Here is a 23,012-nt window from a genome sequence, read left to right as displayed (position 1 = left end):
TGAGAGGTATTCGTATTTGTAACAAAGAACGAAATTTGTTCTAAGTCAAAAAGTGGTTAAACTACCTCTAAATGGTTATGTGATTTAACCTGCGATTTTATTTCCTTATGATAGAATGCCCCGCAAAAATAAGTCTGTGAAACAATCTGTTATGGTCAATCAATTAATTCTTGAGAATCTCGCTTGCCAACGGGGAGATAAAGTCCTTTTTCATCGCGTGAATTTACACATTCAGGCAGGTGATTTTGTGCAAATTGAAGGGCACAACGGTATTGGGAAAACCAGTTTGTTACGCATTATTGCCGGGCTTGCCTCTCCTCTAGAAGGCGAAGTGCGGTGGAATTCTGACGCAATTGCTAAACAGCGCGAAGCTTTTCATTCTGATTTGTTGTATTTAGGACATCAGAGTGGCATTAAACCGGAATTGAATGCGTGGGAGAATTTGCGTTTTTATCAACAAATTACCTCTTGTCGCCAAGGTGATGAAATACTGTGGGATGTGTTGCAAACAGTGGGACTACTGGGGCGTGAAGACATTCCCGCGGCACAGCTTTCAGCCGGGCAGCAAAAACGCATTGCGTTGGCGCGTTTGTGGTTATCAGAAGCACCGTTATGGATTTTAGATGAGCCATTTAATGCGATCGATAAAAAAGGCGTGGCGGTGTTGACCGCACTTTTTGAACAACACGCGCAAAATGGCGGTATCGTGATCTTAACCAGTCATCAGGAAGTGCCGAGTGCGCATTTGAAAAAAATCAATTTAGAACAGTTTAAGTGTACAGAGTAACGTCATGATCTTTTGGCATATTATTAAACGCGAATTACAAATAGCCATGCGCAAACAGGCGGAGATTCTTAATCCGTTGTGGTTTTTCCTGATTGTAATTACGTTGTTCCCTTTGGTGATCGGACCGGATCCGGAATTATTGTCACGCATCGCACCGGGCGTGGCATGGGTGGCGGCGTTGTTATCCGCTTTGTTGTCCTTTGAACGCCTCTTTCGTGATGATTATATCGATGGTTCTTTAGAGCAGTTAATGCTCACCTCGCAACCTTTGGTTTTAACCGCACTTGCTAAAGTCTTGGCACATTGGTTATTGACAGGGTTGCCGCTGATTTTGTTGTCACCTATCGCCGCATTATTGTTGTCATTGGAAATACCAATTTGGTGGGCGTTGGTGCTGACATTATTATTAGGCACACCGGTATTGAGTTGTCTTGGTGCTATTGGTGTCGCGTTAACGGTCGGTTTGCGTAAAGGCGGTGTGTTACTCAGTTTGTTGGTTGTACCGCTATTTATTCCTGTGCTTATTTTTTCTGCTTCCGTGTTGGATGCCGCAGGATTGAGCCTGCCTTATAACGGACAATTAGCTATTTTAGGTGCCATTTTAGCCGGCGTAATGACATTATCGCCATTCGCTATTGCTGCGGCATTACGCATCAGTTTGGATCAATAGGGGATTATTTATGTGGAAATGGTTACATCCTTATGCAAAACCGGAAACACAATATCATTTATGTGGCAAATTTAGCCCTTTCTTCGCAATTTTAACCGCACTTTTATTAACGGTTGGCATTGTTTGGGGGATTGCATTTGCGCCAGCGGATTATCAACAAGGCAATAGCTTTCGTATTATGTACGTGCATGTACCGATGGCTATTTGGTCTATGGGCGTTTATGGTTCTATGGCGGTGGCGGCATTAGTGGCATTAGTATGGCAGATTAAACAAGCGCAGTTAGCCATGATTGCGATGGCACCGATTGGTGCATTATTTACCCTTTTAGCCTTGATTACCGGGGCGATCTGGGGAAAACCCATGTGGGGAACTTGGTGGGTGTGGGATGCGCGCTTAACTGCCGAATTGATTTTATTTTTCTTATATTTAGGCGTATTAGCGATTTATTCTGCTTTCCAAGATCGTAATGTGGGGGCAAAAGCAGCGAGCGTGCTATGTGTCGTGGGTGTCGTGAATTTGCCAATTATTCATTTCTCGGTGGAATGGTGGAATACCCTGCATCAAGGCGCAAGTATTACGAAATTGGAACGTCCGTCCATTGCGACACCGATGTTGATTCCGTTGATTTTATGTATCTTTGGTTTTCTAACGTTATCTATTTGGCTAACTTTAGTGCGTTATCGTACGGAGCTGTTAAAAGAGGATAGCAAACGTCCTTGGGTTAAGGCATTGGCAGAAAAGAGTTAATTTATTGGGGGGAGAGAGTATGTTCTTTCAAAGTTGGAGTGATTTACTTAACATGGGCGGCTACGGATTTTATGTGTGGCTGTCTTATGGATTGAGTGTGTTGCTGATTATGGCATTAGTGATTCAAAGCCTAATGGGGAAAAGTGCGGTGTTAAAATCCGTTAAATATGAACAACAACGTGAAGCACGCTTACAAAAAATGCAGCAAAAAGGAGAAGCGTTATGAATCCAAGACGTAAATCCCGCTTGTCTATTCTGATTTTAGTGTTAGCAGGTGTGGCGGTTGCAACAACATTAGTGTTATATGCCTTGCGCCAAAATATCGACCTATTCTATACACCGTCAGAGGTAATTTACGGTAAAAATGATGATGTCGATTTAAAACCGGAAGTAGGGCAGCGTATTCGTGTCGGCGGCATGGTGGTGGCCGGTACGGTAGAACGTGATCCGAAAAGTTTAAAAGTGCGGTTTGATTTAAATGATATTGGCCCATCTATCAGTGTTGAATACGAAGGAATTCTTCCCGATTTATTCCGTGAAGGGCAGGGTATTGTGGCGCAAGGCATCTTAAAAGAGCCAACCTTATTGGTTGCCAGCGAAGTATTAGCGAAACATGATGAAAACTATGTGCCGCCGGATTTGGAAAAACAAATGCAAAAAGTCCATAAACCTATGGGGATTTCTGATCTGAAAGGCGAGAGTGAACGTGATCGTCAAGCGAAAGGACAAGAAGGTCGGTAATGATTGCAGAATTAGGAAATTATGCGCTTGCGTTGAGTTTAGCCATCGCGGTGTTGTTAGCGATTTTTCCACTGTGGGGCGCTGAAAAAGGCAATGTGCAGTTCATGGCATTGGCTCGTCCGATGACGTACGGTTTATTTCTCATCTTAAGCGTGTCTTTTGGCGCGCTATTTTATGTATTCGCCATCAATGATTTCAGCGTTCAATATGTCGTTAACAACTCGAATACGACATTGCCGATTTATTACCGTTTATCTGCAGTCTGGGGATCGCATGAAGGTTCCTTGCTGTTGTGGATTTGGTTGTTATCTTTGTGGAGTGCCGCGGTTGCCTTGTTTAGTAAACGTTTACCACAAGAGGCCGTTGCCCGTGTACTGGGCATCATGGGGATTATCAGTATTGGCTTCCTGCTTTTTGTGTTGTTTACGTCTAATCCATTTACCCGGACATTCCCTGACTTTCCGGTGGACGGCAAAGAGTTAAATCCATTATTGCAAGATATCGGTTTAATCTTCCACCCGCCATTATTATACATGGGCTATGTTGGGTTTTCTGTGGCGTTTGCTTTCTCCATTGCCTCTTTAATGACCGGTAAATTAGATACGGCATGGGCACGGTGGTCTCGTCCTTGGACGATGGCAGCTTGGGTGTTCTTAACACTTGGTATCGTGCTTGGTTCTTGGTGGGCATATTATGAACTCGGTTGGGGCGGCTGGTGGTTCTGGGATCCGGTAGAAAATGCCTCGTTCATGCCGTGGTTAGCGGGTACAGCACTCTTGCATTCTTTGGCGGTTACGGAAAAACGCGGATCCTTTAAAGCATGGACGGTATTGCTGGCGATTTTAGCCTTCTCTTTATGTTTGCTTGGCACGTTCTTGGTGCGTTCTGGCATTTTGGTCTCTGTTCACGCCTTTGCCTCTGATCCGACGCGTGGGTTATATGTGTTGGCCTATTTAATCGTGGTGATTGGTGGTTCACTGACCTTATATGCTTACAAAGGAAGTCAAATTCGTTCACGTGACAATGCAGAGCGTTACTCCCGTGAAAGCTTGTTGTTGTTAAATAATATTTTATTAATGACCGCACTTTGTGTCGTATTGTTGGGAACATTGTTGCCTCTTGTACACAAACAGTTAGGCTTAGGCTCTATTTCTATTGGTGCGCCGTTCTTTGATCAAATGTTCCTGATTATTATGACGCCGTTTGCCTTGTTACTCGGCATTGGGCCTTTGGTGAAATGGCGCCGCGACCAATTCTCCGCCATTCGCACGCCGGTCATTGCCAGTGTGATTATCATGCTTATTGCCGGGTTTGCCTTGCCGTATTTATTACAAGATAAACTTACGGTCAGCGCTGTGCTCGGCACCATGATGACAGTCATTATCGTGCTGTTAAGTCTCTATGAAATGCATCAACGGGCAACGTATCGTGACACTTTCTGGCGTGGTATTACCAAGTTATCTCGCTCGCACTGGGGCATGATTTTGGCACACTTGGGTGTCGCCATGACGGTTTGGGGGATTGCATTTAGCCAAAATTACAGCATTGAACGTGATGTTCGTATGAATGTCGGTGATACGGTACAAATCGCCGGGTACGATTTCACTTTTAAAGGGATCAGCGATGCCAATGGCCCAAACTATGTGGGCGGAAAAGCACAAATTGATATTAGCCGTGATGGAAAACACGAAACCACACTTTATGCGGAAAAACGGCTTTATACGGTTAGTAAAATGCCGATGACCGAAGCGGCGATCGATTGGGGCTTTAGTCGCGATTTATATGCTGCGTTAGGTGAAAAATTAGACAATAATGCTTGGGCGCTACGTTTATATTACAAACCGTTTATTCGCTGGATTTGGCTCGGCGGATTGTTTATGGCGCTGGGTGGCGTATTGTGTATGTTCGACCGTCGCTATCGGTTTAGTCAGATTTTAGCCAAAGACAATGTGCAATAAATCTGAATTGAAATAGTAGAGTATTGTTAATGAATAAGAAATTATATTTACCTTTAATTATTTTTCTTGCTTTGGTGGCGGCGTTTTTGGTGCAACTGCAACGCAATGCACAAGGGGATGATCCGAAAGCTTTAGAGTCAGCATTAGTCGGGAAACCGGTGCCGGCAAAAACCTTGCAGGATTTATTGGCCGCAGATAAAAGCTATGACGAATCGCTGTTCAAACAAGGCAAACCGCTTTTGTTAAATGTGTGGGCAACGTGGTGTCCGACCTGTTATGCCGAGCATCAGTACTTGAATCAGCTCGCAAAACAGGGGGTGCCGATTATCGGTCTCGATTATAAAGACAGCAGTGCGAAAGCAGTAAAATGGCTCAATGATTTAGGCAATCCGTATCAAGTGGTATTGAAAGATGAAAAAGGATCTTTTGCATTAGATCTCGGCGTGTACGGCGCACCGGAAACTTTCATTGTAGATGGCAATGGCGTGATTCATTATCGCTATGCCGGTGATGTGAATGAAAAAGTTTGGCAGGAAACGTTACTGCCGATTTTTCAAAAATTAGGCGGAGGGAAGGAGTGATGAGAAAAACACTTTTATTTTCTACTGCACTTTTCTTTAGTGTAACGGCATTTGGTGCCATCGATGCACTGAATTTCAGTTCGTCACAGCAAGAAGATGACTATCATTCTTTAACCCAAGAATTGCGTTGTCCACAATGTCAAAATAATAATATTGCCGATTCTAATGCGACTATTGCAGTCGATATGCGTGGTAAAGTTTTTGAGTTGTTACAAGAAGGCAAATCCAGAGAAGAGGTGGTGAAGTACATGGTGGATCGCTACGGTAATTTTGTGACTTATGATCCGCCACTTACGCCGGCAACCGTGGTTCTTTGGGGAGTACCGATTATCTTAATTTTATTTGGCGTATTGTTTGTTTTTCGTCGTAAACAGTCACAAACGCTTTCCGTGGCAACAAAATGCGAGACTGCCACGACAACCGCTTTAAGTGAAGAGGAGCAACAGCGCTTAAATGAGCTATTAAACAAGGAGAATAACAAATGACGTTATGGTTAAGCATTCTTGCACTAACGCTGATCGCTGCCTTGGTTTGTTTCTTTCCACTCTTGAAAAAAAGCATACAAAAACCATCAGTACAACGCGATACGTTAAATAAAGCCTTTTATTTTGAACGTTTAAAAGAAATTGAACGTGATGAAAAACAAGGGCTATTGGAAAATACCGAACAGCTTAAAGTGGAATTGCAACAAGCTTTATTAGAAGATATTCCACAACACATCTCTAATAAACTAGAGGAGGGCAAAAATTACGGTAAATTGTGGTTTATTTCCGGTGTCTTAGCCTTGGGTATTATTGCGGTTTCCGCCTATTTCTCGGTGGGGGCTTGGCAAACAGAAATTATGTTAGAGAAATCTGTTGAAAAGTTACCGCACTTTTTTGAACGAATGAAAACGGAAGAAACGAACCCATTAAGTGAAAGTGAAATGCAACAGTTTGCCACAGCATTACGTTTGGATTTACAAAAAGATCCGACGAATGCAAAAAACTGGTGGCTACTCGGACAAATTGGTTTGAATTTGGATAAACCGCAAATGTCCTTAGAGAGTTTTGCACGTGCCAATAAATTAGATCCGAAAAATAATTTATATAAGTTGGCTTATGCACGTATTTTAATGTTCTCTGAAGATCCGACAGATAAATTAAAAGGAAACAATTTACTGCGTGAAGTGATTCGTGAAGATCATACGAACATCGATGCGTTAAGTTTATTGGCGTTCAGTTATTTTGAAACGGAAGATTACAAAATGGCGATTGTGACTTGGGCGATGATGTTAAAATTGTTGCCGAAAGACGATCAGCGTGTTTCCATTATTGAACGCAGCATTCGTTCTGCGCGTGATGCGCTAGATGCGCAAGAGCAGGAAAAACATCAACAAATGATGCCGGCACAAACGCCGACAGAAACACCGAAAAATTGAGGTAATATGATGAAAAACGTGATTTTAATCGTAGGTGCAAGTGTTCTTTTAGCTGCTTGTTCTTCTTCCCCTTCTCAAGGGAATGCGCCTTTGGATACGCAAGCGGTTGCCGCTTACCAAGCAAAGGTTTACAGCGGTAATACCGTTCCGGCACAATATAAAGTAAAGGCGGAAAAACCGGCAGAGAATGTTTTAAATGCCAGTGATAATGCGCCAAAACAGGTGATTTATCGCGAGCGCCACCCATCGATTATGGTGATGCCGTCAGTGGGGTATTATCACGGTTGGTAGTTTCAACATAAAATGCGGTTATTTTTCACCGCATTTTCTTTAAAGAAGAGCGAAGTTTCTTGGAGGAGCTTCGCTTTTTTTAGGCGTCAATCTCTCTCTAATTTGTCTCGGTAAAGAGGCACTCACCGTATTTTCATCCATCACTCTTAAGTGGTAAAAGCCACAAAATAATCAGTTGAATTTAAAAAATTGATCAAAAACAAGAAAATGCTAAATATCCATAGAAAAAATATGTGCATTTGGTTATGTTAGCGACGATTTAAAGTCTTTATGTCTTCTATCATATTGTTATTAATAATAAAGATTCTCATTACTAACAAATGATAATAGATATTTTACCACCTTCTATTAACGCTAATAGAAGCCATATTTATAACCTTATTGGAGTGATTATCGTGAACGCATTGAGAAAAAGCTTACTCGTAGCAGCTTCTTTCGCAGCTTTAGGCGTATGTAATTCGGCGATGGCGGAATTGGTGTATAAACCGGTTGAGCAGCCGGTTGAAGCGCCTAACCCAAATCTAAAAATTGAAGCAGTAAATGAAAAATTTGCTGAGAAATATCCTAGCCAATTCAATTCGTGGAAAGCGACTGAAAAAGGCGACAAAATCATCTATGCTGATGAACAAGATCCTCGTTTAATCGTGTTATGGGGGGGCTATTCTTTCGCAAAAGAATATAACGCACCTCGTGGTCACGTTTATGCAGTAGAAGATGTACGTAATATTTTACGTACTGGTGCGCCCAAAAATGCAAATGATGGCCCACAACCAATGGCATGTTGGACTTGTAAAGGTCCGGACGTTCCTCGTTTAATTGCAGAATGGGGTGAAGATGGTTACTTTGGTGCCAAATGGGCTAAAGGTGGACCAGAAGTGGTTAACTCAATCGGTTGTGCTGACTGTCACGACACCACATCAAAAGACTTTGCTGAAGGCAAACCTGCATTACGTATTGCTCGTCCACACGTACTTCGTGCGTTGGATCACCTAAATAATGCGCTTCAAGCCAAAGCGAAAGCCGCAGGCAAAGAGCAAGCCGATTTAAGTTTCAATACAGCAGCACGTACTGAAAAACGTGCTGAAATCTGTGCAAACTGTCACGTTGAATACTACTTCGCGGGTGACTTAAAACAAGTAACCTTCCCTTGGGATAACGGTCAAACTGTTGATGACATCGAAAAATACTATGATGATATCGGCTTCAGTGACTGGACTCACTCTCTTTCTAAAGCACCAATGTTAAAAGCGCAACACCCTGACTTTGAAATTTGGTCTTTAGGTATGCACGGTAAAAACGGCGTAACTTGTATCGACTGTCACATGCCTAAAGTACAAGGTAAAGACGGTAAAGTTTACACCGACCACCAAATCCAAAACCCATTCGATGCATTTGATACCACTTGTGCGAACTGCCACGATCAAAGCAAAGAGAAGTTAAAAGACATTGTTGCCTCTCGTAAGAAAGAAGTGAAAGACATCATGGGTCGTTTAGAAGATCAAGTTGTTCGTGCCCACTTTGAAGCGAAAGCCGCATGGGATGCTGGCGCAACTAAAGAAGAAATGGAACCGGCTTTAATGGATATCCGCCACGCACAATGGCGTTGGGATTACTCAGCAGCAAGCCACGGTGGTCACATGCACGCACCTGATGTTATGCTTCGTGTGTTAGGCTCTGGTCTTGATAGAGCTGCAGATGCGCGCGCTAAACTTGCCGCTATCTTAACTAAACATGGCGTGAAAACTCCGGTTGAAGTACCAGATATTTCTACAGCGGATAAAGCATGGAAAGTCATGGGTATTGATATTGAGAAAGAACGTGAAGCGAAAAAAGAATTCTTAGAAACTGTTGTACCTCAATGGGTCAAAGAAGCTAAAGCCAATGGCAAATTAGCTGAAGATTCCGCAACAAAACAATAGAAAAACGTACCGCACTTTTGTGCACTTTATAAAAGTGCGGTCATTTTCAAAAACAAATTTGAGGTAATCAGAATGAATTTAACGTCTCTATTCCGCAAACCGGCAAAAGCCCTTGCATTGCTTGCAGTATTGGTCGCCGCACCGATGCTCGCACAAGCAGAAGGTCAGCCGTCTGCAGCGGACAAGTTTACTTACGAACCGCAATTGGATAATCAACGCGATCCAAACCAATATTGTGCTAAATGCCATAAATTCGACAAAGTCGATAAAAATCAAACCTTGGATCAATCCGGTGGTGAATTACACTTCGGTAAGTTTCATGGTGCACACTTAAATCAGAAAAATCCGAATAACGGTAAACCAATTAATTGTGTCAACTGTCATGGCAATATTTCTGAAGATCACCGTCGTGGTGCAAAAGACGTGATGCGTTTTGACGGCGATATTTTCGGTGAGAAAAAACCGATGTATAGCGCACAAGAACAAAACCAAGTCTGTTTCTCTTGTCACCAACCGGATAAACTTCGTGAAAAACTTTGGGCGCATGATGTTCATGCAATGAAATTGCCTTGTGCAAGTTGTCACACATTACACCCGAAAGATGATGCGATGAAAGGTATTCAACCAAAAAATCGTGTGAAACTTTGTGTGGATTGCCACGGTGAACAACAAAAACGTAAAGCGCAAAAAGAACAAACTCAATCAACCGAACAAAAGGATAAACAATGACAACTTGCTCACGCCGAAACTTTGTTTCCGGCATGGGGGCGTTGATCCTTATGACGGGAACATCAGTGACCTCTTTAGCGAAAGAGGAAAAGGCGGATAAACCGAAACGCTACGCGATGGTGCACGATGAAACCGCGTGTATTGGCTGTACTGCGTGTATGGATGCTTGTCGTGAAACTAACCACGTGCCTGAAGGCGTTTCACGTTTGGAAATCCTACGTAGCGAACCTTATGGGGAATTCCCGAATCAAGAGTACGAGTTTTTCCGTCAATCTTGCCAACATTGTACGAATGCACCTTGTGTGGCAGTTTGTCCAACCGGGGCATCATTCATCGATCCTGAAACCGGTATCGTGGATGTGAATAAAGATCTTTGCGTCGGTTGCCAATATTGCATTGCCGTCTGTCCATATCGCGTACGTTTCATTCATCCGGTACACCGTACTGCAGATAAATGTAACTTCTGTCGTGATACAAACTTAGCAGCTGGTAAACAACCGGCTTGTGTAGAAGCCTGTCCAACCAAAGCATTAACCTTTGGTGATATGAATGATCCGACAAGCGCAGTGGCACGCAAGGTAAAACAAAGTCCTGTTTACCGCACGAAAGTGGAATTAGGTACACAACCGAATCTTTACCATATTCCATTCCAACACGGAGAACCAAGAAGATGACATTAGATTATCCTGTTCCGTTTCACACACCTAACTTGGTGTGGGATTCAACAATCGCTATCTACTTGTTCTTACTTGGTATTTCTTCCGGTGCGGTACAATTAGCGATTGCGTATAAACGTAGTAACAAACTTGAAAATCCAAACAAAAACTGGATTATTCGTGCCGCTGCCGTATTGGGGAGTGTGCCGACATTAATCGGTTTAACCTTGTTGATTTTCCACTTGGCGCGTCCTTGGACATTCTGGAAATTGATGTTTAACTATCAATTTAACTCCGTGATGTCTATGGGGGTTATGTTATTCCAAGTGTATATGCTGTTTTTGGTTTGTTGGTGTGTCGTTATCTTCAAAGAAGATATTATGGCATTGATCCAACGTTTTATGCCAAAACTCCGTTTTATCGGTAACATTATCAATGTATTAGAACGCGTAACCTCCCCTGTTGAAGTTATTCTCTTCATCTTAGCCGCAGTGCTAGGGGCTTATACCGGCTTCTTACTTTCTGCGTTGATTAGCTATCCGATGTTGAATAACCCGGTATTACCGGCACTCTTCTTAGCCTCCGGAACCTCTTCCGGTATCGCTGCGACCTTCTTATTTATCCTGATTGCAGGTAAATTAAAAGGCGATTCCCACGAATCACACTTCATTCATAAATTTGAAGTGCCGATTATGGTAACCGAGCTCGGTCTATTAATCTGTTTCTTCGTGGGACTCTACTTCGGTGGCGGACAAAAAGTGGTGGCGTTACATAATGCGTTATCCGGCTTCTGGGGCGCAGTCTTCTGGATTGGGGTATTCTTTATCGGTATCTTAATTCCGTTGATTGCCAATATGTTTGTTAGCGATCGTTTGAAATTCAACAAGAATTTTATCATCCTTGTGTCGATTTTCGACTTGATTGGGGTGTTATGCTTGCGTTACTTTATTCTGTACGCAGGACAGCTTACAACCGCATGATAAGGTTTTTGTTTGTATCAAAAGGCGTAGTAAAATACGCCTTTTTGTTTGGTGTTATTTTCTTTGGCAAAGAAAAATAAAAAAGAAAGGCGACTCAAAGAAGGAAATCTGATTTGTTTTTCTACGAGTAAGTGCGGTTAAAATTTTAAACGTTTTTATCTCACTTTCCCCTCTTTAGCAAAGAGGGGAAGGGGAGATTTGGCAGAAGTGATTTCAACCTTATGGGTTGTTTAATATCGTTAAAATCTCCTCCTAACCTCTTCTTTATTAAAGAGGCAGTATAAATGCAGGCGAAACCTGAAGTGAGCATCCACAAAACCAACATGACAATCTAAAACACGAGATTATTTTATGATCCCCGAACTAGGCTTTCTTTCTCTTCTTCTTGCTACGATGAGCGCGTTGCTGCTCGCCGTTGTTCCACAACTTGGGCTTTGGCTGCGTAAGCCGGCACTGACCCAATTAGCTTGGGGATTAAGCTATTGCTTTGGCTTATTTACGTTAGCCGCGATTTCCATCTTGGCGTATTCCTTTGCGGTCGATGATTTTACCTTGGAATATGTCGCCGCCCATTCGAATTCTCAATTGCCAACGTTCTTTAAAATTGCGGCGACTTGGGGTGGGCATGAAGGATCCATGTTGTTCTGGCTGTTTTCACTTTCCGTTTGGGTTGTCCTGTTTGCATTATTTAATCGAAAAAATAACCGCACTTTTGTGGCACAAAGCTTGGTGATTTTAGGCTTAATTTGTTTTAGCTTTGCTGTCTTTATCGTTTTCTTTTCTAATCCGTATGGACGCCTCTTTCCCGCACCGTTGGAAGGGCGTGATCTGAACCCGATGTTGCAGGATGTGGGGCTGATTTTTCATCCGCCGTTGTTGTATCTCGGCTATGTTGGCTTCGCAGTGAATTTTGCCCTGAGTGTTAGCGCCTTGTTGCATCAACATTTAGAAAGCCAAATTGCCCGCGTGATGCGGGTTTGGGTATTGGTCTCTTGGTTATTTTTAACCTTAGGCATTGTGCTAGGGGCGTGGTGGGCATATTACGAACTCGGCTGGGGCGGCTGGTGGTTCTGGGATCCGGTAGAAAATGCGTCATTAATGCCTTGGTTATTAGGCTTAGCGTTGTTACATAGTTTAATTGTCAGTGAAAAACGGGGCATCTTTAATTATTGGACAACGCTTTTCTCGCTGTTAGCGTTCGCTTTCAGTGTACTCGGCACCTTTATTGTACGCTCAGGCGCATTGACGTCTGTACATGCTTTTGCAGTGGATAGCCAGCGAGGCACCGCATTGCTGGTGATTTTCTTCCTGTTGACTGTCGGAGCGCTCAGTTTGTTTGCGTTCAAAGCGAATATGCAGCAACAAGCTGTGAAATTAAAGTTGCTTTCCAAAGAAAGTGCGGTGCTTTTTTTGAATGTTTTATTGAGCATCGCGACCGTCAGCACGTTTCTCGGCACTTTCTATCCAATGTTATTCCAAGCCATGAATTGGGGCTCTATTTCTGTTGGTGCACCTTACTTCAACAGTATTTTCCTGCCGCTGATTGCATTGGTGTTAATTGCCATGGTGATTTCCCTCGGCTTGCATTGGGCAAAAGCGGATAAACGCATTTTATTAAACCGTGCCGTGTTATTGTTGCCCTCTTTGTTGCTTGCCTATTTAGCCATTCACCACGTTATGCAAAATGACAGTGCATTACAGTTCAAATGGACAGCCTATTTCCTACTCACCTTAGCGATTTGGTTGTTATTGGCGACGTTGTGGCAAAATTGGCGAAAGTTAGGCCTTTCTCACTATGCGATGATTTTTGCGCATAGCGGTGTGGCCATTGCCACAATGGGCGCCGTCATGAGCAGTTATTTCGGTAGTGAAATTGGTGTACGTTTATCGCCACAACAAAGCCAACAACTCGGTGCATTTAATTTTCACTATGAACGATTTTCCAATGAAATCGGCCCGAATTTTACGGCTGAAGTGGCAACGTTTAGCGTGGCAGAAAAGGGTAAGCCGTATGCCGAATTGCAACCGGAACGCCGTTATTATGATGTGCGCACCATGACCATGAGTGAAGTGGGACTGTCCGGCGGTTTTTGGGGCGATTTATATATTGTTATGGGCGATCCGCTCGGCAAGGGGGAGTTTACGTTCCGTCTTCATTACAAACCGCTGATTCGTTGGTTATGGTTTGGCGGTATATTGATGGCATTGGGTGCATTGTGTTCTGTATTGACGATGAAGCGAAGAGGAAAACGTGATGAATAGAAAAATAATTTTCTTCCTGCCGTTAGTATTGTTACTTGGCGTATGTGTTTTATTGTTAGCAGGGTTGCACCAAGATCCGAAAAAAATCGCCTCTGCGTTAATTGATAAGCCTGTGCCTGAGTTTTATCAGGCAAATTTATTGGATAATCGTCAAACGCTTAGCCCAAAAGATTTTCCGAAACGCCCATTTTTACTCAATATTTGGGGAAGCTGGTGCGGTTATTGTCAGCAAGAACACCCATTATTGCTTGAGTTAGCAAAAGAGATTCCTATCGTGGGCGTGGACTATCGCGACAAACCACAAAATGGTATTGCGATGTTACAACATATGGGCAATCCTTACACCTTAGTCATTGATGACAGCCGTGGCGAATTGGCGCTGAAACTGGGGGTGGATGGCGCGCCGGAAACCTATCTAGTGGATGCTAACGGCATTATTCGTTATCGTCATTCCGGCTTATTAGATCGGGAAACTTGGCAAAAAACTTTCGTGCCTCAACTTAACCAGCTATTACAACCATGAAACGATTTTTCGCGTTAATTTTTTTATTGATCAGTGTGAATGCCATTGCTGAAATGGTGGATACCTTTGAATTTCATAACCAGGCGGATCGTACCCGCGCCGTGGAATTGGCGAAATCTTTGCGTTGCCCGCAATGTCAAAACCAAAACTTAGTCGAATCGAATTCACCGATTGCTTACGACTTGCGTATTGAGGTGTATAACATGGTGAATGAAGGCAAAACGAACCAGCAAATTATTGATGCCATGACATCGCGTTTTGGGAACTTCGTCAATTATAAGCCGCCGTTCCAATGGAACACGGCGTTGCTTTGGCTATTACCGGCAGGTTTGTTGTTGGTGGCGTTTGGGTTGATTTGGGTTTCCAGTCGTGGTTCATCACCGCTTGAATCGGAAAAACAGGTGGAAAATCGACCGCACTTTCAAACCTTACAAGAGAAAAGTGCGGTCAAATTTGAGCTTAAATCGGCATTGATCGTTTTTGCTTTATTGCTTGCCATTCCTTTTGCGTATTATTTTTCTTTGGAACGTTTTTCTCGTGTACAGCAAGGTGAGCAGGAACAAATTGCACAACACAATCAGCAACTTGAAACGCCGGAAGAAAATAAAAGCGAGGCGATTATCGGCAAAATTCAGGATAAATTACGCCAAGATCCGAATAGTGCAGAAAACTGGGTGAAGCTAGGTGACGCGTATATGCAAAATAACGATTTTGATAGCGCCCTGGTTTGTTATGGCAATGCTGAAAAAATTGATGGTCGTAAGCCGACTACGCGAGGGTTGATGGCGACAGCATTATATCTTCAAGCGAATCAACAGATTACACCACAAGTTCAACAATTCTTGGATGAGGCGTTAGCACAAGATCCAAAAGAAGTTTCTGCCTTATCGTTGTTGGCAGCAGAGGCGTTCAAAACGCGCGATTATTCCACCGCACTTGATTATTGGCAGCAAATTTTGGATTCCGGCAATTCTGCAGTGGATCGTCGTGCCACCATTCAGAAAATGAAAATGGTCGATTTCATGCAAAAAGGAGAATTGCAGTGAGCCAGCATGCTATTGAAACGCTGATTATCGGTGCGGGGGCGGCAGGCTTGTTTTGTGCGGCGCAATTAGCAAAGTGCGGTGGCAAAGTCAGAATTTTAGATAACGGTAAAAAGGTCGGGCGAAAAATTTTAATGTCCGGCGGTGGTTTTTGTAATTTCACCAATATGGAGCTTTCTTCAGATCGTTATCTCAGCCAAAATCCGCATTTTGTGAAATCCGCCTTAAAACGCTTTACCCAATGGGATTTTATCGGTTTAGTGGCAGAATACGGCATTCCTTATCATGAAAAAGAGCTCGGCCAGTTATTTTGCGATAACGGTGCGGAAGATATCGTCAATATGCTACTGGCAGAATGTAAAAAATACGGCGTGGAGATTGCCTTACGACAAAGTATTTCTGCTGTGGCAAAAACGGAAAACGGATTTTCTGTCGTGACAAACGGTGAGACATTGTATTGTACGCATTTAGTCGTTGCTACCGGCGGTTTGTCTATGCCGGGCTTGGGCGCAACGCCTTTGGGTTATCAAATCGCCGAGCAATTTGGCATTCATGTGATTGCACCTCGGGCAAGTTTAGTGCCTTTTACTTGGCGTGAATGCGATAAGTTTTATGCGGCGTTATCCGGTATTTCCTTAGATGTCTCCGCGAGCAATCAACAAAAAACCTTTACCCATCAAATGCTATTTACTCATCGCGGTTTATCCGGACCGGCGATTTTGCAAATTTCTAACTATTGGCAACCGGGTGAAAGCATTCATCTTGATTTATTGCCGGGACAGGATATTTGTCATCATTTAAACGAACTGCGCCAATCTTCACCTAAATTACAGTTAAAAACCGTATTAAGCCGTTTATTACCTAAAAAATTAGTGGAGTTATGGCTTGAAAAAGGCTTTATACAAGATGAAGCCATTGCCCAATTAAGCAAAGTGCGGTTAGAAAATTTAGTGAATTTAATCCATCATTGGCAGTTTGTGCCGAATGGCACGGAAGGCTATCGCACCGCAGAAGTGACTATGGGCGGCGTGGATACTCATGGCATTTCCTCCAAAACCATGGAAAGCAATCACGTGCAAGGCTTGTATTTTATCGGCGAAGTATTAGACGTTACCGGCTGGCTTGGCGGTTACAATTTCCAGTGGGCGTGGAGTTCTGCCTATGCCTGTGCGCAGGCGATTACGAATAAATAAGCCCGTGTGTATTTTTATTGCTTTTATTTTTTCGTTAATTTTTTGTAAAATTTCAATCCAGATCACAGAATGTATTTTATTTATCAGGCATAATGCATCCCTTAGGACAAGATTGTTCTTTGTTTATTATCATGTTGTTTGTTAGCGTATTTAAATCTTAAGGTGGTATGTATGCAGCATTCTTTAAATGAATGGCTCTCCTCCAGTGCATTAGGTGGGGCAAATCAATCTTATATTGAGGATCTTTATGAAAGTTATCTTGAAGACCCGAACAGTGTGGATGCCAGTTGGCAGGAAATTTTTAAAACGCTGCCAAAATCCACCGCACTTGAGCAACCCCATTCAACGGTGCGCGATTATTTTCGCCGTTTAGCGCGAGAAAATCATGGACAGAGCGTGAGCGTGATTGATCCGGAAGCGAGCGCGAAATTAGTTAAAGTTTTACAATTCATCAATGCATACCGTTCTCGTGGCTACATTGAAGCCACTCTCGACCCCCTCAATTATTACCGTTGGAAAACTTCCTCCGTGCCTGAATTAGACTATCACCGACATGGATTAACAGACGCTGATTTGGACGAAAGTTTCAATATCGACTATGCTGTTTATGGCAAGGAAAGCATGAAGCTCCGTGATTTAGCCCGTGATTTGAAAGCGACCTATTGTGGCAATATCGGTCTGGAGTTTATGCACATTCATGATATGGAACAGCGTAATTGGTTGCAAAGTAAACAAGAAAAATGGATTCAACAGCCGCTTTTCAGTAAAGACGAAAAAATCAATTTACTGAAAGAATTAACGGCAGCGGATGGCTTAGAGCGTTATTTAGGCGCGAAATTCCCGGGCGCGAAACGTTTCTCTTTAGAAGGAAGTGATGCCTTTATTCCGATGATGAAAGAGATCATCCGTCATGCCAGCCGTAACGGTATAGACGATGTGGTGTTGGGCATGGCACACCGTGGTCGTCTAAATATGTTGGTTAACGTGTTTGGTAAACGCCCGAGCGACTTATTTGATGAATTTGCCGGTAAACATGCGGAAGATAACCGCACCGGTGATGTGAAATATCATCAAGGTTTCTCCTCTGATTTTGCGGTAGATGATAAAAAAGTACATTTGACACTTGCCTTTAACCCGTCTCACTTAGAAATTGTGAGCCCGGTTGTGATTGGTTCCGTCCGCGCAAGACAAACCCGTAAACAAGACACCGAACATAATAAAGTGTTGGCGGTAACGGTGCATGGCGACTCCGCTGTAACGGGACAAGGTATCGTGCAAGAAACCTTGAATATGTCTAATGCCCGCGGTTATAAAGTGGGTGGTACGATTCGTATTGTGATCAATAACCAAATTGGTTTCACCACCTCTAACCCAAACGATACCCGTTCTACCGAGTTTTGTACCGACATCGCCAAAATGATTCAAGCGCCGATTATTCATGTGAACGGTGATGATCCGGAAGCGGTTGCTTTTGCTGCCCGTATGGCGGTGGAATATCGTGCGGTCTTTAAACGGGATATTTTCATTGATTTGATTTCTTATCGCCGTCATGGTCATAACGAAGCAGACGAACCGTTGGCAACTCAGCCAATGATGTACGGCATTATCAAAAAACATCCAACACCACCGAAAGTGTATGCCAATCGTTTAATTCAAGAAGGCGTCATTACGGAAGAAGATGCGACTGAAATTGCCAATTTATACCGCGATGCTTTGGATAATGGTGAATGTGTCGTGCCGGAATGGCGTCCGATGGATATGGCAAAAGTGGACTGGTTGCAGTATCTCAACTATGACTGGACGGCGCCGTATGAAAGTAAATTCCCGGAAGAGCGGTTTAAAACCTTAGCAAAACGTGTCTCTCACTATCCGGATTATGTGCAACCGCATCCTCGCGTTGAGAAAATCTATGCCGATCGTCAAGAAATGGGGCGAGGCGAAAAATTATTAGACTGGGGGATGGCGGAAACCATGGCTTACGCCACCTTATTGGATGAAGGCATTCATGTGCGTTTATCCGGTGAAGATGCCGGTCGTGGTACGTTCTTCCATCGTCATGCCGTCGTACATAACCAAAAAGATGGTACCGGCTATGTGCCATTAACCCAATTACACGCCAATCAAGGTCGCTTTGAAGTATGGGATTCCGTTTTAACCGAAGAAGGGGTGCTTGCCTTTGAATACGGCTATGCCACCACGGATCCGAAAACCTTAACCATTTGGGAAGCGCAATTTGGTGATTTCGCCAACGGGGCGCAAATCGTGATTGACCAATTCATCAGCTCCGGCGAGCAAAAATGGGGCAGAATGTGTGGCTTAGTGATGTTGCTACCACACGGTTATGAAGGACAAGGCCCGGAACACTCATCCGCCCGTTTGGAGCGTTATTTGCAGCTTTGTGCACAACAAAACATGCAAGTGTGTGTGCCTTCAACGCCGGCGCAGGTGTATCACATGTTACGTCGCCAAGCGATTCGTAAAATGCGCCGTCCGTTAATTGGTATTTCACCGAAATCCTTGTTACGTCATCCGTTAGCGGTGTCGAGTATGGATGAATTGCTTAACGGCACATTCCAAACGGTCATTGGTGAAATTGACAATATCGATCCGAAAAATGTGAAACGTGTGGTGATGTGTGCCGGTAAAGTATATTACGATTTATTGGAGCAACGCCGTAAAAATGAACAGGATAATGTGGCTATCATTCGTATTGAGCAACTTTATCCGTTCCCGCATGACGATGTGAAAGCCGCTTTAGCGCCTTATTCACATGTTACGGATTTCGTATGGTGCCAAGAAGAGCCACTGAACCAAGGGGCTTGGTATTGCAGTAAACATAACTTTGAGGCAGTGATTCCGAACAACGCCAAATTGTCTTATGCCGGCCGCCCGGCGTCTGCTTCACCGGCGGTAGGTTATTTGTCACTGCATGCCAAACAGCAAAAACAATTGGTGGAAGATGCATTGACGCTTTAATCCGTTAAAGTGCGGTGTATTTTTCGCTTGTTTTAAAAACACCTTGAAAAACGACCGCACTTTATGCTTAACAACATTGATACTTAGCTAAATGAATACAAAAAAGGAATGAAATTATGACTATTGAAATTCTTGTCCCGGATTTGCCTGAGTCAGTTGCTGATGCAACAGTCGCCACTTGGCATAAAAAAGCAGGCGATGCGGTGAAACGTGATGAAGTGATTGTGGAAATTGAAACAGACAAAGTGGTGCTTGAAGTGCCGGCGCAAGCTGACGGCGTGATCAGTGAAATCGTGCAGGATGAAGGTGCCACAGTGGTGAGCAAGCAGTTGTTGGGTAAATTGGAAGCTTCCGCAACAGCCGCTGCAGCAGCCATGGAAAAAACGGCAGAGCCGACACCGGCGGATCGTCGCACCGAAGTACCGGATGAACCTCATACCACGGATGCGTTAAGTCCCGGAGTTCGTCGTTTATTGGCGGAACACGATATTCAAGCTTCTGAGGTGAAAGGTACCGGTGTTGGTGGCCGTATTACCCGCGAAGACGTTGAAGCGGTTATCGCAAAACGTGCAGCTGCGCCTAAACCGGCAGAAACAACAGTCAGCACCATGGCATATTCCGCACGCAGTGAGAAACGCGTTCCGATGACCCGTTTACGTAAACGTATTGCAGAGCGTTTGTTGGAAGCGAAGAATAATACGGCGATGTTAACCACATTCAATGAAGTGGATATGAAACCGATCATGAATTTGCGTAAACAATACGGTGAAAAATTTGAAAAACAACACGGCGTACGTTTAGGTTTTATGTCTTTCTACATTAAAGCCGTGGTGGAAGCCTTGAAACGTTATCCGGAAGTGAATGCCTCCATTGACGGTGACGATGTGGTTTATCACAATTATTTTGACGTGAGTATTGCGGTTTCCACGCCACGTGGTTTGGTGACTCCGGTGTTGCGTGATTGCGACAACCTTTCTATGGCAGACATTGAAAAATCGATTAAAGCCTTAGCGGAAAAAGGACGTGATGGTAAGTTAACCGTGGAAGATTTAACCGGCGGTAACTTTACGATTACCAATGGTGGTGTGTTTGGATCTTTGATGTCCACCCCAATTATCAATCCACCGCAAAGCGCGATTTTGGGTATGCACGCCATTAAAGAGCGTCCGGTTGCTGTGGATGGTCAAGTGGTGATTCGCCCAATGATGTATTTGGCATTAAGTTATGACCACCGTTTAATTGACGGTCGTGAGTCTGTGGGTTTCTTGGTCACCGTGAAAGAATTGTTGGAAGACCCAACAAGATTATTGCTAGAAATCTAAAGAAAGAAGAACCGCGTGTGCGTAAGACAGGCGGTTCTTTGTTTCAACAGACGATAAAAATTAGGGCATTTAACAGAGGATTTTCTATGAATCTACATGAATATCAAAGTAAGCAAGTTTTTGCCGAATACAAATTGCCGGTGGGCAAAGGCATTGCCTGTAAAACCGCAGATGAAGCGGCAGAGGCGATTAAACAGTTAGACGGTGATGCTTGGGTGGCGAAATGTCAAGTGCATGCCGGTGGACGTGGTAAAGCGGGTGGCGTGAAACTTGTACGCAACGAAGCGGAAGTCAGAGAGTTTGCGAATAAATGGTTAGGGCAACGCTTGGTCACTTTCCAAACGGATGCTAATGGTCAGCCGGTAAACACGATTTATGTAGAAGAAGGCTCACAAATTGAACGTGAATTGTACCTAGGCGCGGTGCTCGATCGTGCTTCTCAACGTGTGGTGTTCATGGTGTCCACTGAGGGTGGAATGAATATTGAAGAAGTCGCGGCAAAAACACCGCACTTATTACACAAAATGGCGATTGATCCGCTTACCGGTGGTATGCCATATCAAGGGCGTGAGCTGGCGTTTAAATTGGGTTTAAAAGGCGATCAAGTGAAACAATTTGCCCATATTTTTACTCAAATGGCAAAAATGTTCGTCGAAAGAGATTTGTCCTTATTAGAAGTGAACCCGCTGGTAGTCACCAAAGAAGGCAATCTCCTTTGTTTAGATGCCAAAATCGTGGTGGATGGCAATGCGTTATATCGTCAGCCGGCTTTAGCGGCAATGCAAGATCCAAGCCAAGAAGACCCTCGCGAAGCCTTAGCGGAAAGTTTTCAACTTAACTACGTGGCATTAGACGGCAATATCGGTTGCATGGTGAACGGCGCAGGGCTTGCCATGGGCACAATGGATATTGTGAAGTTGCATGGTGGTCAACCGGCAAACTTCCTGGACGTCGGCGGTGGCGCAACCAAAGAACGCGTTGCGGAAGCCTTCAAAATCATCCTTTCTGATAAAAATGTCAAAGCGGTACTCGTCAATATTTTCGGTGGTATTGTACGCTGCGATCTGATTGCAGAAGGGATTGTAGCGGCAGTGAATGAAGTGGGTGTCAACGTGCCTGTGGTGGTGCGTTTAGAAGGTAACAATGCCCCGTTAGGCCGTGAAATTTTAGCGAAGAGCGGTTTGAATATTATTGCTGCCCAAACGTTGACTGATGCGGCGGTAGAATCGGTGAAAGCGGCAAAGGCTAACGCATAAGGAGCAATAGCATGTCAATTTTAATTAATAAAGATACAAAAGTGATTTGCCAAGGTTTTACCGGCGGTCAAGGTACATTCCACTCCGAACAAGCATTAGCCTATGGCACTAAACTGGTGGGGGGCGTTTCACCAAACAAAGGTGGCACGACCCATTTAGGATTGCCTGTGTTTGACACCGTACGCGATGCAGTCGAGGCAACCGGTGCCACAGCAACGGTGATTTATGTGCCGGCGCCGGGCTGTAAAGATGCGATTTTAGAGGCGATTGATGCCGGGATTAAATTAATTATTTGTATCACCGAAGGCATCCCAACCTTGGATATGCTGGTGGTGAAACAACGCTTGAATCAAAGCGGTGTGCGCATGATTGGGCCAAACTGTCCGGGCGTGATTACACCGGAAGAATGCAAAATCGGCATCATGCCGGGCAACATTCATAAAAAAGGAAAAATTGGCATTGTTTCTCGCTCAGGCACGTTGACATATGAAGCCGTGAAACAAACCACTGACGAAGGTTTTGGCCAATCCACTTGTGTGGGTATCGGCGGCGATCCAATCCCTGGTTCCAATTTTGTGGATATTTTGAAACTATTCCAAGAGGATCCACAAACAGAAGCGATTGTCATGATCGGCGAAATTGGCGGTTCCGCGGAGGAAGAAGCGGCAGCGTTCATTAAAGAGCATGTAACCAAACCGGTGGTAAGCTACATTGCCGGCGTGACGGCGCCGAAAGGCAAACGCATGGGGCATGCCGGTGCCATTATCAGTGGTGGAAAAGGCACTGCCGATGAAAAATTTGCGGCGCTTGAAGCTGCCGGTGTGAAAACCGTGAGAAGTTTGGCAGAAATCGGTTCAGCGTTAAGAGAAATGTTGAATAAATAATTGCCTTGAACGAAAAAAGTGCGGTCGGTTTTAAAAACGTTTTCGGTATTATGTAGCAGTTGCACAAAGACCG

General features: G+C 44.0%; 22 protein-coding genes. All 22 read left to right on the top strand.

Translation table 11 applies throughout. The features are described 5' to 3' along the window. Positions 1-151: 151 nt before the first annotated feature. The 22 genes from ccmA to sucD all read left to right on the top strand — a co-directional run bounded on the left by ccmA (position 152) and on the right by sucD (position 22,939). Positions 152-787: a cytochrome c biogenesis heme-transporting ATPase CcmA gene (gene ccmA / locus AC30SF_RS08190; protein WP_033002511.1), complete on the top strand. Its 636-nt coding sequence runs from the start codon at positions 152-154 to the stop codon at positions 785-787. A 4-nt stretch (positions 788-791) separates the two neighbouring features. Beyond that, the gene (ccmB, locus tag AC30SF_RS08185) at positions 792-1,457 is read left to right on the top strand and encodes a heme exporter protein CcmB (RefSeq protein WP_021615847.1); all 666 of its coding nucleotides are present in this window, start codon (positions 792-794) and stop codon (positions 1,455-1,457) included. Positions 1,458-1,467: 10 nt separating this feature from the next. Continuing rightward, the gene (locus AC30SF_RS08180; RefSeq protein WP_290521105.1) at positions 1,468-2,205 is read left to right on the top strand and encodes a heme ABC transporter permease; all 738 of its coding nucleotides are present in this window, start codon (positions 1,468-1,470) and stop codon (positions 2,203-2,205) included. A gap of 19 nt (positions 2,206-2,224) precedes the next feature. Next, complete coding sequence (gene ccmD, locus AC30SF_RS08175; protein ID WP_489608127.1) at positions 2,225-2,431, top strand: heme exporter protein CcmD; 207 nt, start codon at positions 2,225-2,227, stop codon at positions 2,429-2,431. Continuing rightward, the gene (gene ccmE / locus AC30SF_RS08170) at positions 2,428-2,946 is read left to right on the top strand and encodes a cytochrome c maturation protein CcmE (protein ID WP_489608126.1); all 519 of its coding nucleotides are present in this window, start codon (positions 2,428-2,430) and stop codon (positions 2,944-2,946) included. The genes ccmD and ccmE overlap by 4 nt, the downstream gene beginning before the upstream one ends. Continuing rightward, entirely contained in the window at positions 2,946-4,904 is a 1,959-nt protein-coding gene (locus tag AC30SF_RS08165) for a heme lyase CcmF/NrfE family subunit (protein WP_295976735.1), read from the top strand. The genes ccmE and AC30SF_RS08165 overlap by 1 nt, the downstream gene beginning before the upstream one ends. 29 nt (positions 4,905-4,933) lie before the next feature. Then, a complete protein-coding gene (locus AC30SF_RS08160; RefSeq protein ID WP_479745168.1) occupies positions 4,934-5,485 on the top strand; it encodes a DsbE family thiol:disulfide interchange protein in 552 nt (183 codons plus the stop codon). After that, a complete protein-coding gene (locus AC30SF_RS08155; protein WP_489608125.1) occupies positions 5,485-5,970 on the top strand; it encodes a cytochrome c-type biogenesis protein in 486 nt (161 codons plus the stop codon). Before AC30SF_RS08160 ends, AC30SF_RS08155 begins: the two co-directional genes overlap by 1 nt. Further along, on the top strand, positions 5,967-6,905 hold the full coding sequence (gene ccmI / locus AC30SF_RS08150) for a c-type cytochrome biogenesis protein CcmI (RefSeq protein ID WP_489608124.1): 939 nt from the start codon (positions 5,967-5,969) through the stop codon (positions 6,903-6,905). The genes AC30SF_RS08155 and ccmI overlap by 4 nt, the downstream gene beginning before the upstream one ends. Before the next feature lie 9 nt (positions 6,906-6,914). Beyond that, positions 6,915-7,196, top strand: coding sequence for a hypothetical protein (locus AC30SF_RS08145; RefSeq protein ID WP_485860920.1), 282 nt, complete (start codon positions 6,915-6,917; stop codon positions 7,194-7,196). Between the two features lie 395 nt (positions 7,197-7,591). Then, positions 7,592-9,115, top strand: a complete 1,524-nt coding sequence (gene nrfA, locus AC30SF_RS08140) for an ammonia-forming nitrite reductase cytochrome c552 subunit (protein WP_489608123.1) — start codon at positions 7,592-7,594, stop codon at positions 9,113-9,115. 72 nt (positions 9,116-9,187) lie between these two features. Beyond that, positions 9,188-9,844: a cytochrome c nitrite reductase pentaheme subunit gene (gene nrfB / locus AC30SF_RS08135; RefSeq protein WP_489608122.1), complete on the top strand. Its 657-nt coding sequence runs from the start codon at positions 9,188-9,190 to the stop codon at positions 9,842-9,844. Then, complete coding sequence (nrfC, locus tag AC30SF_RS08130) at positions 9,841-10,518, top strand: cytochrome c nitrite reductase Fe-S protein (RefSeq protein WP_033002482.1); 678 nt, start codon at positions 9,841-9,843, stop codon at positions 10,516-10,518. The genes nrfB and nrfC overlap by 4 nt, the downstream gene beginning before the upstream one ends. Continuing rightward, a complete protein-coding gene (nrfD, locus tag AC30SF_RS08125) occupies positions 10,515-11,480 on the top strand; it encodes a cytochrome c nitrite reductase subunit NrfD (protein ID WP_021615859.1) in 966 nt (321 codons plus the stop codon). Before nrfC ends, nrfD begins: the two co-directional genes overlap by 4 nt. A 351-nt stretch (positions 11,481-11,831) precedes the next feature. Beyond that, positions 11,832-13,742 carry a heme lyase NrfEFG subunit NrfE gene (gene nrfE / locus AC30SF_RS08120; protein WP_489606976.1) on the top strand — a complete coding sequence of 637 codons (1,911 nt, stop codon included), beginning with the start codon at positions 11,832-11,834 and terminating at the stop codon, positions 13,740-13,742. Next, entirely contained in the window at positions 13,735-14,265 is a 531-nt protein-coding gene (locus AC30SF_RS08115) for a DsbE family thiol:disulfide interchange protein (RefSeq protein WP_489606975.1), read from the top strand. The genes nrfE and AC30SF_RS08115 overlap by 8 nt, the downstream gene beginning before the upstream one ends. Next, positions 14,262-15,311: a heme lyase NrfEFG subunit NrfF gene (gene nrfF / locus AC30SF_RS08110; RefSeq protein ID WP_489606974.1), complete on the top strand. Its 1,050-nt coding sequence runs from the start codon at positions 14,262-14,264 to the stop codon at positions 15,309-15,311. Before AC30SF_RS08115 ends, nrfF begins: the two co-directional genes overlap by 4 nt. After that, positions 15,308-16,501: a BaiN/RdsA family NAD(P)/FAD-dependent oxidoreductase gene (locus AC30SF_RS08105; RefSeq protein WP_489608121.1), complete on the top strand. Its 1,194-nt coding sequence runs from the start codon at positions 15,308-15,310 to the stop codon at positions 16,499-16,501. The genes nrfF and AC30SF_RS08105 overlap by 4 nt, the downstream gene beginning before the upstream one ends. Before the next feature lie 171 nt (positions 16,502-16,672). After that, positions 16,673-19,477, top strand: a complete 2,805-nt coding sequence (gene sucA / locus AC30SF_RS08100) for a 2-oxoglutarate dehydrogenase E1 component (protein WP_489608120.1) — start codon at positions 16,673-16,675, stop codon at positions 19,475-19,477. A gap of 116 nt (positions 19,478-19,593) precedes the next feature. After that, positions 19,594-20,799, top strand: coding sequence for a 2-oxoglutarate dehydrogenase complex dihydrolipoyllysine-residue succinyltransferase (gene odhB / locus AC30SF_RS08095; protein WP_111294789.1), 1,206 nt, complete (start codon positions 19,594-19,596; stop codon positions 20,797-20,799). 86 nt (positions 20,800-20,885) lie between these two features. Further along, entirely contained in the window at positions 20,886-22,055 is a 1,170-nt protein-coding gene (sucC, locus tag AC30SF_RS08090) for an ADP-forming succinate--CoA ligase subunit beta (protein WP_212510544.1), read from the top strand. A gap of 11 nt (positions 22,056-22,066) precedes the next feature. Then, positions 22,067-22,939, top strand: coding sequence for a succinate--CoA ligase subunit alpha (gene sucD, locus AC30SF_RS08085; RefSeq protein WP_048749544.1), 873 nt, complete (start codon positions 22,067-22,069; stop codon positions 22,937-22,939). Positions 22,940-23,012 lie beyond the last annotated feature (73 nt).

Source organism: Aggregatibacter valvarum (assembly GCF_980468985.1).
Note: the sequence above shows the minus strand (reverse complement) of the source record. Positions and strands in the feature narration are given on the sequence as shown.